This window comes from Cyanobacterium aponinum PCC 10605 (assembly GCF_000317675.1).
Lineage (GTDB): Bacteria > Cyanobacteriota > Cyanobacteriia > Cyanobacteriales > Cyanobacteriaceae > PCC-10605.
This window is the reverse complement of record NC_019776.1, coordinates 3,786,099-3,798,982: the sequence shown is the minus strand read 5'-3', so window position 1 is coordinate 3,798,982 and position 12,884 is coordinate 3,786,099. Positions and strand designations below refer to the sequence as shown.

11 protein-coding genes are annotated in these 12,884 nt (G+C 35.3%); 3 read left to right on the top strand and 8 right to left on the bottom strand.

The genetic code is table 11. The annotated features are described in order from the left end of the window. Positions 1–69 precede the first annotated feature (69 nt). The 6 genes from CYAN10605_RS15955 to pruA all read right to left on the bottom strand — a co-directional run bounded on the left by CYAN10605_RS15955 (position 70) and on the right by pruA (position 7,734). Positions 70–729, bottom strand: coding sequence for a putative antibiotic biosynthesis monooxygenase (locus tag CYAN10605_RS15955; protein ID WP_015220976.1), 660 nt, complete (start codon positions 727–729; stop codon positions 70–72). A gap of 110 nt (positions 730–839) precedes the next feature. Next, positions 840–1,568, bottom strand: coding sequence for a ribonuclease III (rnc, locus tag CYAN10605_RS15950; protein WP_015220975.1), 729 nt, complete (start codon positions 1,566–1,568; stop codon positions 840–842). A gap of 51 nt (positions 1,569–1,619) precedes the next feature. Further along, on the bottom strand, positions 1,620–2,831 hold the full coding sequence (locus CYAN10605_RS15945) for an RNA-guided endonuclease InsQ/TnpB family protein (protein WP_015220974.1): 1,212 nt from the start codon (positions 2,829–2,831) through the stop codon (positions 1,620–1,622). After that, positions 2,803–3,087 (bottom strand): recombinase family protein, encoded by a 285-nt coding sequence (locus CYAN10605_RS15940; protein WP_241212777.1) that lies wholly within the window; start codon positions 3,085–3,087, stop codon positions 2,803–2,805. Before CYAN10605_RS15940 ends, CYAN10605_RS15945 begins: the two co-directional genes overlap by 29 nt. Positions 3,088–3,136: 49 nt before the next feature. Then, entirely contained in the window at positions 3,137–4,147 is a 1,011-nt protein-coding gene (gene dusA / locus CYAN10605_RS15935; RefSeq protein ID WP_015220973.1) for a tRNA dihydrouridine(20/20a) synthase DusA, read from the bottom strand. A 482-nt stretch (positions 4,148–4,629) separates the two neighbouring features. Beyond that, the gene (gene pruA / locus CYAN10605_RS15930) at positions 4,630–7,734 is read right to left on the bottom strand and encodes an L-glutamate gamma-semialdehyde dehydrogenase (RefSeq protein WP_015220972.1); all 3,105 of its coding nucleotides are present in this window, start codon (positions 7,732–7,734) and stop codon (positions 4,630–4,632) included. 652 nt (positions 7,735–8,386) lie between these two features. Here pruA and CYAN10605_RS15925 point away from each other — a divergent pair. The 3 genes from CYAN10605_RS15925 (at position 8,387) to CYAN10605_RS15915 (ending at position 12,042) form a co-directional block, all read left to right on the top strand. Next, positions 8,387–8,752, top strand: coding sequence for a response regulator transcription factor (locus tag CYAN10605_RS15925; RefSeq protein WP_015220971.1), 366 nt, complete (start codon positions 8,387–8,389; stop codon positions 8,750–8,752). A 270-nt stretch (positions 8,753–9,022) separates the two neighbouring features. Further along, entirely contained in the window at positions 9,023–9,574 is a 552-nt protein-coding gene (locus CYAN10605_RS15920) for a chemotaxis protein CheW (RefSeq protein WP_041922560.1), read from the top strand. Positions 9,575–9,621: 47 nt separating this feature from the next. Then, the gene (locus CYAN10605_RS15915; protein WP_015220969.1) at positions 9,622–12,042 is read left to right on the top strand and encodes a methyl-accepting chemotaxis protein; all 2,421 of its coding nucleotides are present in this window, start codon (positions 9,622–9,624) and stop codon (positions 12,040–12,042) included. 56 nt (positions 12,043–12,098) lie between these two features. Here CYAN10605_RS15915 and CYAN10605_RS19355 read toward each other — a convergent pair whose 3' ends face one another. Both CYAN10605_RS19355 and CYAN10605_RS15905 read right to left on the bottom strand, forming a co-directional pair. Continuing rightward, complete coding sequence (locus CYAN10605_RS19355; protein WP_277422487.1) at positions 12,099–12,224, bottom strand: hypothetical protein; 126 nt, start codon at positions 12,222–12,224, stop codon at positions 12,099–12,101. Between the two features lie 391 nt (positions 12,225–12,615). Then, positions 12,616–12,861: a hypothetical protein gene (locus CYAN10605_RS15905; RefSeq protein WP_015220968.1), complete on the bottom strand. Its 246-nt coding sequence runs from the start codon at positions 12,859–12,861 to the stop codon at positions 12,616–12,618. Positions 12,862–12,884: the final 23 nt, after the last annotated feature.

The following is a 12,884-nucleotide window of genomic DNA, read 5'->3' as shown; positions in this document are numbered from 1 at the left end:
CATTAAATTGCCCTTTTCTCCATCACTCATAGATGAAAATTTATCCCGAACTCAGGTTAAATATTGTTATTACCAAAAATTAATTGGAATATGTCGGAAAATTTGCAACAGTATAAAAAGAGCAAGAAAAATGGTTATTAATGCTAATAATTGCTCTTTTTTTGTGCCTTTACCTTCTAACCAATTTTGATAGAGACGACTAACCCAAGGAACTGCAAACCAACCAGTTATGGCAACACTACAAAAATTACCAAAAAGCATCCATGTAGGAAAATCGATTAAAGATGGTTTTTTTAAAAGTAAATTAAATAGCATAACAGTGGGATAAAGTACCAGTAAAACTAAAAGGTTAATTTTCCACACTGGAGAAGAATTATTAATACTTTGTTTTATCCAACGGGTATAACTCTCGAAATTCCCTTCCCCCTGAAAAGGATAACCATTATTTTCTTCTGCAGAAAGTAACTCTCGTCTCTCTTGACTATCAATCCAGTGAATACAATTCTCTGGGGTGTCAAATCGTAATATAGTTTCAAAAACAAGGGTTTCTCCTTGTTCAATTAATACAGGCAAATCTTCACTAATATAGCCTTGATATTTTTGAGCTCGTGTCCTTAATCTTTCTTGAAATTGTAAAAAATCATTATAAGCAGAGGGATTTATTCTATGTATAAAACGATATTCAAAGTATTGATCAGATACTTGCGGTTGTGAAGAGGAAGAACCCATAATAGAGTGAATAGTTAATAGTGAATAATTAATAATATTACTGCTTACTCCTAACTCTTGTCCCCTTCTCTACTCATCCTCCTTTGCCTCTTTAACTTTGCCCTTCGATTTTAATTTTTAATCAATTCATTTGCCATGATTGAGTCATAAGCCTGTTTTGCCGCCGCCTGTTGAGATGCCTTTTTTGTTCCTCCTTTACCAGTGCCTAAAAGTTTGTCTTGCAACCAAACTTCTGCAATGAAACGTTCATTTTCTTTGACAAAAGATTCACTTTGTCTAACTTTATAAATTGGAAGAATTTTATATTTTCCTTGAGTCCATTCTTGTAAGGCATCTTTATAATTTTCACGAGCGGGATCAGCGTGTACTTGAATTGCTTTTTCTTGTAATATGGGATCTAACCAAGGTCTAATTAAACTCATATCCTTCGTGCTTTCATATAAAGCCCCCAACACTGCTTCAAAACAGTCTGCTAAACGAGAAGGTTTACCCCATTTATCATTTCTTACTCCTCCAGAAGCCAATAAATACATTTCTAAGCCGTACTGTTCGGCAATTTCAGCTAAAAAGCGATCGCTCACTAATATAGAACGAATAGCGGCAAAATCCCCTACGGGTAAATCAGGATAAGTTTCTAACAATAATTCTGCACAGGATAAACGGATGACAGCATCACCAACAAATTCTAATTGTTCATAGTTATCTTTGGGAGAAATACTAGGATGAGTTAAAGCTAAATCTAATAAGTGCCAGTTAACTAAAGATACATCTTGTAAGCCCAACTTTTGTAATAATTTTCTTAAGTCTTTCTTTCTGCGAGGATCTTGAATCACTTTCATATACAATTAATCTATCTATATAGTTACTAATTTTACGGACATTTATTCCATCTAACTAGCTTTATACGATTTAACTCGTAATGGGTCAACTACAAACCTCACTATCGAATCCCTGTTAAAAACAGACTCTCCGACTACTTTTCTACCAATATTCAGACTACCGTTTACATCTGCTGAATATAAATAACCATTACTGGCGGAGAATAAACCTCTATTTAACCTTTTCCCCAAATATTTCTCTTGTTTTTTTACGGGTTCTAAATCTAAAAAGCTACATTTTGAGGTATAGCTTTCTTCTGTTGTTATTACTTTTATTCCCACTAATTGTGCTTTATAGGTTAACTGTTGGATTAATTTGTCATGGGGAATATTGACAAAGTTTTGATTATTTTTTTTACCCAGTTTTATTCCTTGTTTCCAGTTTTTATTTTGCCCAATTACCAATAAACTTATGTTATTCTCTAGTAAATTATTTATTATATATCTACTAGCTGTGTGGAGGTAATAATCCACTTTATTATTTCTTTTTAAAATCAAAGATTGTATTCTTTTCGAGGTTTTTTGTTTATCATTTAATTGAGATTTTAACTGAGCAATTCTTTTATTATAATAGTGATTACATGATTTTAATGCCCTCCCACAAATTAATTTTGGTTGAAATCCTTTTTTATTTGATGTTAAGACAGCTAAGTTATTTAAACCTAAGTCTATATAGGCTGAATTATCAAAAATAATTGTTTCTTTCTCTGGTTTTTCATAGACTATTTCCACTAAATAAACTCCTGTTTTTGGAATTAGTCTTACTTCTAAAATTTCCTTAATATCTGTTTTTATTAAGATGTTACTTTTGGAGGGATTTACTAATCCTTTTTTGAGATATTTTACGGAAATAGCTTGATAATTATAAGTGACAATATTTCTTCCTTTTACTTTGTCTTTATAACGAGGTAATTTTGGTTTCCCCGTAAATTTAGACGGGTTTTGTTTATATTCTTTAACAGCAGATTGATAAGATTTAAAGGTTTTTTCTACTTGTTTTAAAACTAATTGACTCACTTTTGATGGTAATAATCTATAGTCTATTCCTCCTTTTAATTGATGATAAAGTTGATTTTGACTAGGAATTTTTTCTCCTTTAAAAAAGGCTTGGCGACATAAATAAATTCCACAGTTATAAAGATTTTTCGACAAGAAAGTTAACTTATCTATGTCTTGATAAAACTGATTATTTGGTTTAATTAGATGTCTCTGAACTAATTTCATTTTGGTTTTCTTTTAAACATTGTATTAAGCATTCGGTTTTTCGAGTACGTCTTCTCATGGAATAGAGTCTAGCACGAAAAGAAGTAATAATTGCCACAAAATCTTGCATTAAATCATCTTTTCTTTCTTCAGCTAAATTAACTACTTCTATATCTTTGCCTTGTTTATTTAGCAGAACTTTTAAGTAGTTAAATCCGACTCTAGTTAGTCTATCTTTATGCTCACAAATAATTAAAGAATAATCATCTTTAAGCAATAATTCGATTAACTTTTTCCGATTATCATTTACACCACTGCCAACTTCCTTAACAACTCTCTTTTCTTAATTGTAAACCTTGACGTACCACTTGAGATCCTACGTCTCGACTGTTTCCTTTCTCTGATAAGTGGCGTTTCCAGATTTTACTGCCCGGTTGTCCTGCAAAAATTTGCAAAGTGTGCCTCATGATAGTATTTAATTTTAGGTTTCGAGATGTCCATAAGTCAATATAAGGATAAAGAGATTCAACAATTTCCTCTCTGGTTTTGATTGGTTCTGAACTTCCGTAAATTTCTTGATCTATAGATGCAAATAGATAAGGGTTATCATAAGCGGCTCTTCCAATCATTACCCCATCAACTTTTGTTAAGTGTTGTTTCGTGGCTTCAATGGTCTTAATTCCACCATTAATCTCAATGGTTAAATGAGGCAAATCTTGCTTAATTTGATATACATCTTCATAACGTAAAGGAGGAATTTCCCGATTTTCTTTCGGACTTAATCCCTGTAACCATGCTTTTCGGGCGTGAATTATGAAGCGATCGCACCCTGTACTACTAACGATTTTAATAAAATTCAATAAATCCCCATAGGAGTCTTGATCATCAATACCAATACGGTGTTTTACTGTCACGGGAATATTTACCGCTTTATTCATTGCTTCAACACAACGAGCAACGGTATCAGGTTGAGCCATTAAACAAGCTCCAAAATTACCGTTTTGAACTCTTGAACTAGGACACCCCACATTAAGATTGATTTCATCATAACCCCAATCTGCTCCGATTTTGGCGCATTCTGCCAGTTGTTGAGGGTTATCTCCCCCTAATTGTAAAGCAACGGGTTTTTCTTCGGGGGAAAAATCTAATAATTTAGTGCGATCGCCGTGTATTATAGCTTGAGTCGTAATCATTTCCGTATAAAGTAAGGTATGTTTAGTCAATACACGCATTACATAACGAAAATGTCTATCAGTATAGTCCATCATTGGAGCGATACTAACTCGATAATAAGGGTTCGGAGTTCGGAGTTCGGAGTTCGGAGTTAAAGTTAACATATTAAAAATGAAGAAAAAGGCAATGGGCAAAGGTAAATAACCTCAGTTCGGTTTAAGAATATCCAACAAGGTTAGGTGTCAGGTTGCAGGTTGCAGGTTGCAGGTGGTAGGGGTTTTTAGCAAGGGGCTTTCTTCTGACCTAGGCAAGGGGCTTAAGCCCCTTGTTTAAGTCAGTTCGGATTAAGGCAATTTTATCGTTGTTTCTAAGAAGCTATAAGGTTTTCTGACTAGGAGAAAATAATGCTTTCAGCTTATCCCGAACTCAGGTTAAATAGTTTATAGTCAATAGTCAATAGTCAATAGTCAATAGTTGATAATTAAGAATTAAAAACCCCGTTCATGACCGAAGGGAGTGTAAGAGCCCTCAGTGCGAACTCTCCGAACTAAATTCCCCCTCTCCCCTCATCACCTCATCACCTCATCCCCTAAACACCCCAATACCTCGACACCTGCAACCTGACTCATAACTTCTCCTCAATAACCTAATTATCCGCTCCCTCAATCGGTGCAAAACCCTGTCTTTGGATATTTTCCGTCACGACACGGGGTTCTAAGAATTGTAACAAATAATCAGGACCTCCTGCTTTTGAGCCGACTCCAGATAGTTTAAAACCACCAAAAGGTTGACGAGCGACGATCGCGCCTGTGATACCTCGGTTAATATATAAATTACCCACCTCAAACTCCTTACTGGCCCTGTCGATATGGGCAGGAGTACGAGAGTATAAACCCCCTGTGAGAGCGTAATCTGTACCATTGGCTATTTTGAGAGCGTTATCAAAATTTTCTGCTCGAATTACCGCTAAAACAGGTCCAAATATTTCTTCTTGGGCAATTACCGCATCTTCAGAAATATCTGTGAAAACAGTGGGAGGGACAAAGTAACCTGTTTCAGGAGTAGACACTTGAATGGCTAACTTACCTTCTTTTTTCCCTTGTTCAATGTATTCTAAAATACGGGCTTGGGCAGTAGCATCGATAACAGGTCCTACTTTTGTACTAGGATTTTTCGCATCTCCCACATTAATGGATTTGACGGCTTCGGTTAAACGCTCCACAAAGCTATCATAGACAGAGTTTAGCACGATTACCCGTGAACAAGCAGAACATTTTTGCCCACTGAAACCAAAGGCAGACTGCACAACCCCTGCTACTGCTTGATCCAAATCTGCACTTTCATCGATAATAATGGCATTCTTACCCCCCATTTCCGCAATAACACGCTTGAGATGCTTCTGTTTTGGTTGCAATATCGCCGCATCCGCATAAATTTTACAACCCACTTCCCTTGAACCCGTAAAAGCGATTAAATGAATATCAGGATGTTTAACGAGATAATCGCCAACAACTGAACCTTTACCCGGTATATATTGGAAAACTCCCTTCGGAATCCCCGCTTCTACTAAAATTTCTGCAATTTTTGCCCCAATTACCGTGCTAGTTGCCGCAGGTTTGAGTAAGGCACAATTTCCAGCTACCAACGCCGCTACCGTCATCCCCGTAGCAATGGCAAAGGGAAAATTCCAAGGGGAGACAATTAAGGCAATACCTTTAGGTTGATAGAAATAGCGATCGGTTTCTCCTGCTACATCATAATTATAACCACGATCGAGCCTTTCCATTTCTGTGGCATAATAACGGCAAAAATCAATAGCTTCGGAGACTTCTGGATCACCCTCTTTAATGATTTTACCAACTTCATAACACATCCAAGCAATTAATTCATGGCGACGAGCCTCCATTATGTCTCCTGCTTTGCGCAAAATATCCGCCCTTTCTTTGACAGGGGTTTTACTCCAAGTTTTAAAAGCCAATGAAGCTGATTCCATCGCCTCATCCGCTTGGGAGAGGGAAATTAAGCCAATTTTTCCGACAACCTCACTGGGATGAGAAGGATTAACCGAGTCGATATAGGTTTCTGTTTCCACATATTCGCCGTTAATCAGGGGTAAATAGGTTTTCCCGAGCTGATTATGGACTTTTGTTAAGGCTTGTCGGGCTTTACTCAGGTTTTCTTCCCTACCATAATCCGTATCAGGGGCAGGGTTAAAGTCTTTATCCTTCGTTATTGCCATCACATCGAGACTTTCTTTTCCCTTATTAAGACTATCTCTATCATCTCCTCCCTTATTAAGATTATCCAGACTTTCTTCCCTCTTAGTAAGATTATCCAGATTTTCTCCCCCCTTAGTAAGGGGGGTTGGGGGGGTTACTCTAGGAGGTGCGATTAATTCTGCGATGGGTTTTTCCTCCGAATTTTGCCGTAAAAAAGAGCTATTAGCGGTATTTTCCAGTAAACGGCGGATTAAATAAGCCATACCCGGTAATAACTTACCATAGGGGGCATATACTCGCACTCTATAGCCTTTCTTGACAATAGCTTTAGCTAAACTCTCTCCCATGCCATAGAGTATCTGACACTCAAATCTGCGTTTCGGAATCCCCAAACTTTCCGCAATGGCGATCGCCGAGGCTTGAGTGCGGACATTATGAGATGCGATCGCACCGTAGAGATATTGATGATTTTCGAGGAGAAGACGAGTTAAATTCTCATAGTTAATATCTGTTTCAGGTTTTTGATTAAATACGGGTTGTGTCCAGTGATTTTGACGAGATTTGATGGTTTCTTGATCCCAATATGCCCCTTTTACTAACCTAACGGTAATGGGATTACCTCGTCTTTTCGCCCAATTAATCCACTTTCTCAAATCATTCTCGGAATCCCTTAAATATCCCTGAATTGTCACCCCAATATCGGTACGAGAGCGAAATTCATCTTCCATCAACAACTCCTGTAAAATGGCAATGGTGACATCTTTATAATTGTATTGCTCCATGTCGAAATGCACCGCCGCTCCGTATTCTTTAGCGTGTCTCAATAAAGTACGGATGCGATCGCACACTTTTATTTTACCACCGTCAGGATCAACAGGATCAAATTGAGAGTAAAAAGCCGTTAACTTGACAGAAACTTGCACTTTCGGGAGATTTTCTCCGTCAGCCATGTCAATTTCGGGAACAGTTGCCCATTTTTGAGCTTGAGTGCTTAATTCAGTAATTAAATCCAAATAACTTTGTAAATATGACTCCGCTTCTCTTTCCGTAATCACTGCTTCCCCTAACAAGTCGATGGTAAAGCCCATTTTTTCCTTACGCATCCTTTCCACAGCCTTAATTACTTCTTTGATGGTTTCCCCTGAAATGTATTTATAGGCGAGAGTTTCCACCGCTTTAGTGATAGTGGAAGCGGCAATTTGAGCTGGAGGAGAATTTGGTTCGGTAAAATTCAATAAACCCTTTAACTCATTAGGCAATTCCACCTCTTCCGCCGTCAAATACTGTTGCAGATGACGCATAACCTCCCCTTTACTCTGTAACGCAGGTAAGGCATCGATGAAACGGAATAATTGCACCCTCAAACCGGGATTACTCATCGTCCAATTCATCAGTTTATCATCAAACTGCATCTGTTCTTTGAGACGACTGAAAATATTACCTTTCTGTCTGGTTGCGAGAATCAACTCTTGGGCGATTGCTTGAGTTTTTTCTTCGTATTGAGAGGGATTTAATTGTGAGGAAACCACCATAATTTTTCTGCTAAAATGTAGCTGATTATACTTAATTTTTTGTGGATAAAATCTAGTTAAAATGCAGTTTTTGCATCATAACAGTATAGTTTTTCTAAGGTAATATCCTATCATATATATATAGGAAAAAAAGAAAAAAATAGTTAGTTATTATTGCTTAATTAGCAAAAATTATAATGCTTTTTAAAATCGAGTTTTTTGTGTTTTATCGTGTAAGCAAAAGTCATCTATATGTAATAAAGTAAGAAAAATACTTACATTTTTTTCAATCCATTGAAGTGAGTAAAAAAGTAATTTAATAAACATTAAAGAGGAGAAAGAGGAAACTAACTCTTAATTACTAATCACTGATAAAAATGGCTCTATCACTTCTCGTCGTGTAAATTATTAGTTAGGGTAGGCTGAAAGGCAATAGGGGATTATTAAATAATAATTTATAAACTTTTAGTTTTTATTTTACTATAAACACTATTCCATAAAGGTTATGAAAGTTCTGTTTCTCTTAATTTATCATAACCACACTCTGAAGAACCATAAAAATAACCCTTACACTACCAAAAATTTTATATAAAACTCAAGTTTAATATAGGGGCTAATGGTGTAAATTTATTCTATTAAATCAAAACTTAATCAAAATTTAATCAAATCAAATATGAGTAAAGTATTATTAGTTGATGACATGAAAGCTGAATTAGATTTATTGCATCAATACCTAACAGAGGCAGGTTATGATGTAACAACGGCTAACAATGGAAAAGAAGCTCTTGAAATGGTAGATAATAATAAACCAGACATAATCGTAACAGATTGGATGATGCCAGAGATGGGCGGGTTGGATTTATGTCGTCAATTAAAGAAAAATCCTAATACAGCAACGATTCCTGTGGTAGCTTGTACAGCAAAAAATCGAGATGTGGATAAAATGTGGGCAACAAAGCAAGGGGTTAAGGCTTATGTTATTAAACCCTGCACGAAAGAAGATTTAGTCAATGCGGTGAAATCGGCTATTAATTCTTAAATCTTTTCTTTGATTGGAGAATTAGGGGAAGATGTTTTAGGTGGATAAGGGGAGGGAGATAAGGTGTCAGGTTTCAGGTTTCAGGTTGCAGGTGTCAGGGTGTTTAGGGGATGAGGTGATGAGGGGAGAGGGAGAAACAAGTAATGAGTAAGGAGTAATGAGTTAAGGGTTTTTAATTCTTAATTCTTAATTCTTAATTTTTAATTATCAACTATTCACTATTCACTATTCACTAATTGCCTTTGTCTTTTTGAAATCTATATTATGTCTATGTCTGAATCTGTTTCTATTTCTTCTAAGTTAGAGCAATTATTACCACAACTATTTGAAAATAAAGACCTAAGAGGCGATCGCTACTTAAGATTTCAGTTAGATGCGGGTATTACTGCTTTAATACCTATTGATGATGTCAGAGAATCGCTACTAATTGATAGAGATAAAATTACTCCTGTGCCAAAAATGTCCCCTTTTATTATGGGAGTAATCAATTCTCGCGATCGAGTCTTTTTGGTGATGGACTTGCCTTTGTTAGTTAATTTAACTCCTATTTCTGCCTATGCAAGAGAGTATAACTTAGTAGTTGTTAATATTGCCCCTTTTATTCCTAATAATAATTCTCATTCTTCTGAATTATGGCTTGGTTTAGCGGTGCATAAGATAGAGGGTATCACTAGAACCGAGCAAAAACCAATTAAAGACGATTCTTCAACCCCATTATTTTCGGAAAAAAGCCTAGATGAATATATTTATGGCTGGATTATTGAACAAAATCAAACTTTAGCGGTTTTAGATTTAGTTAAGATAGTTAAGAAAAGTTTTTAATATTGATTTAATAATCTTATATTTAGTTAAAATTCACAGATAAAAAAATGATTAGTCCCAATTCTACTTTTCCCCTACAAAACGAATCTTCAGAAAAAGAAGATATTTCTTCTCTCCAACCTTCAGGGCAAAATAAGCTAGAGGGTGAAGACATTATCAAAAAGGGGGGAACTTTTAGACAAAGACTATTAACGACTATCTTACCCACTACTTTAATCCCCTTAATTGTTGCTAGTTCTATAACCATTAATATTACAAGTTACAGAGCAGAAAGAGATGAGTTAAATCGCCTAGAAGAAATTGCTATTTTGGGCGAGGAAATAACTGGAAGATATTTTCAAAATGCCTTGAGGCTGAAAGAAGAATTACAAACAAATCCTTTAATTATTCAGGCAATAGAAGATAGTAGTCAAATTGTTGAATCTCAAGGATTATTGCAACAGTCTATTCCTCAATTAGAAAGTAATTTTGCTCAAAATAAGTTATTGATACCGAATGTAACTCTAAATAATTACCTCAAAGGGTTATCTGATAGCCGGGGAATCTCAGAAATTATCATTACAGACCCCAATGGCTTTAATGTTGCTTATAGCTCTACTCCTAGTGATTTTGTACAAAGTGATGAGCAATGGTGGCAAATAGGAAGTAAAGAGGGGGAAAAAATTCTCAATTCTGTATTTGATGAGTCAATAAACACCGTTGTAGTTGAAACTGTCAGTACTTTAAATGAATTTAACAATGGAGCAGTTTTTGGAGTTGCCAAGATTAGTGTATCAGTACAAACTTTACAAGAAACCTTAGCTAATCTTTTAAACAGAGAAATAGTCGGTACAACAGTATTGCAAATTATTGATGGTCAAACGGGAAATTTATTAAATTCGATCGCACCAGAGACTCTTAATATATCAACAAGCCAAATTGTTGGGGGTGAGGTTGTCACTCAAGTGGCAAAAGTTTTTTTAGAAAATCAGTCTAATAATAATCTTTTGGAATTACAAAATCAATTAAATCAAATACCCAATTTATCAAATATAGATGTAAGAGAGCGAATAAAAGGAGAAGATTTGAAAGTACTAACTTTTCAGTTAAATGGACGATTTTTTAAAATGTTGTCTATTCCTGAAACTAATTTTTTGGGAGTAATTTCTGTTGATCAAAGTGAAATTTATCGAGAAGGAAATCAATTAGCTTTTATTTTTGGTTCTCTGGCTTTTTTCTTAGCAATTCTTGCCATTGCTAGTATTATTCTTTTAGCACAAAACTTCTCTGAACCCTTAACTAATCTAACCAATAAAGCGAAACAGGTAGCACAAGGAAATTTAGAAGTTGAGGCAACTTTAGAAGGAACAGAAGAAAATCGTATTCTTGCTTATAATTTTAATGGCTTAGTAAAACGGGTAAAACAACTTATTCAAGAACAAGAAGCGATCGCCAATCAACAAATAGAAGAAAAAGAAAAATTAGAAATGGGGATTTACCAACTACTAGAAGACTTACAAGACGCAGTAGATGGAGATTTAACGGTGAGAGCAAGTTTAAGTTCGATGGAAATGAGTACCGTTGCCGATTTATGTAATGCTATTCTCGATAGTTTACAAGATATTGCTTCTCAAGTACAAAAATCCAGTAAACAAGTAATTTCCGCTTTAGAAAAAGATGAACAATCTATCAAAGAATTGACCAAAGAAGCGATCGAAGAAAACTATAAAACTATGGATACATTAGTATCAGTAAAAAATATGTCAGAAACTATCGCCAAAATTGCACAAAGTGCGAACCAAGCCGCCACCCTTGCAGATGATGCTTACTCTGCCACCGAAGAAAGTTCTAAAGGTATGGATGCAACAGTAAATACTATTGTTAGTCTCAGAAATACGGTGGGAGAAACCGCAAAAAAAATGAAACGCTTGGGGGAATCTTCCCAAAAAATTTCACAGGTAGTATCTTTAATTGAAGAAATTGCTTTAAAAACGAACCTTCTTGCCATTAATGCCAGTGTAGAAGCAAGTCGAGCAGGAGAACAAGGACAAGGTTTTACAGTGGTAGCAGAACAAGTTGGGGCATTAGCGGAGCAATCTGCTTCAGCAACCAAGGAAATTGCTAAAATCGTGGCAGAAATTCAAAGAGAAACCCAAGAAGTCACCAATGCAATGGAGTCTGGTACAACCCAAGTAGTAAATACAACCCAACTGGTAGAAACCACAAAACAACAATTAGAACAAGTTTTAACTCGCTCTCGTAATATTAACCAGTTAATGCAAAGTATTTCTCAATCCACTGTCTCTCAGGCTCAAACATCCCAAACCGTACAAGAATTAATGGAACAAATAGCCTATCAGTCAGAGGAAAGATTAGACTACTCACAAAAAATTGTGGAATCAATCCAAGCCACATCACAAATTGCTCAACAGTTAGAGTCGGCGGTAGAGCAGTTTAAAGTCAGCGAGGAAAATACCGTCATTAATTAAATTAGATATAGAATCTTCGATTATTTTTATTAAGAATTAGGAGTGCGTGAACAATGTTATAAATCATAAAGGGAGATAATGTTAATGCTTTGGCTACGATGAATGGATTTATTTGTTTTTTCATTAGTGATAAATTCATCAACTTGAAGTAATTTAGCTGATGCAATATGTAAAGAATCCATTGCTCCTGTACCATAATTACTAGCTTCCTCTAATGCTTTTTTTATTATATTTTCTAAGTCTGTAGCCCAATAAAATACTGCTTCAAAATAAGTTTTATAAAATTCTATTTCAGCTTGTTTTTTATTATAAATAGCCTTGGGTAACCTCAGTTCGGTTTAAGAATATTGGATAAGGGTAGGTGTCAGGTTTCAGGTTGCAGGTTGCAGGTGTTGAGAGAAAGTAATAAATAACGAGTAATGAGTAACAAATAATGAGTGTTCGGGGTTTTTAATTCCTAATTCTTAATTATCAACTATTCACTATTTACCTTCGCCCCTAGCGGCAAAAATTAATACCCCTGAGTCAATAAAGGTCTTTTTCATAATTATTGGATTAACTTTGCCAGTATTCTCATTGTCTCATTTTTTTTTCTATTTCCACCTGTTCAGCAGTTAATAAAGGTTCTCCTTCAGCGATAATTTTTGCTCTAATTGCCCTTAATTTTTTCCCCAATGACGATGGTTGTTTTTTTGATTGATAGGTCAATTTTTCTGTTGAATAATTATTTTCAATATAACTAGCTATTTCTTCTAATTTGGAGGTAGGTAATTTATCTAAATAGTTATTAATTTTTTCTTTAATTTGCAATTTTGTCATTGGTTTTTCCTCCTAAAATTTGA

Coding starts and splice junctions, on each gene's coding strand:
- CYAN10605_RS15955 (WP_015220976.1), bottom strand. CDS start 729: ATGGGTTCTTCCTCTTCACAACCGCAAGTATCTGATCAATACTTTGAA.
- rnc (WP_015220975.1), bottom strand. CDS start 1,568: ATGAAAGTGATTCAAGATCCTCGCAGAAAGAAAGACTTAAGAAAATTA.
- CYAN10605_RS15945 (WP_015220974.1), bottom strand. CDS start 2,831: ATGAAATTAGTTCAGAGACATCTAATTAAACCAAATAATCAGTTTTAT.
- dusA (WP_015220973.1), bottom strand. CDS start 4,147: ATGTTAACTTTAACTCCGAACTCCGAACTCCGAACTCCGAACCCTTAT.
- pruA (WP_015220972.1), bottom strand. CDS start 7,734: ATGGTGGTTTCCTCACAATTAAATCCCTCTCAATACGAAGAAAAAACT.
- CYAN10605_RS15925 (WP_015220971.1), top strand. CDS start 8,387: ATGAGTAAAGTATTATTAGTTGATGACATGAAAGCTGAATTAGATTTA.
- CYAN10605_RS15920 (WP_041922560.1), top strand. CDS start 9,023: ATGTCTGAATCTGTTTCTATTTCTTCTAAGTTAGAGCAATTATTACCA.
- CYAN10605_RS15915 (WP_015220969.1), top strand. CDS start 9,622: ATGATTAGTCCCAATTCTACTTTTCCCCTACAAAACGAATCTTCAGAA.
- CYAN10605_RS19355 (WP_277422487.1), bottom strand. CDS start 12,224: ATGGATTCTTTACATATTGCATCAGCTAAATTACTTCAAGTTGATGAA.
- CYAN10605_RS15905 (WP_015220968.1), bottom strand. CDS start 12,861: ATGACAAAATTGCAAATTAAAGAAAAAATTAATAACTATTTAGATAAA.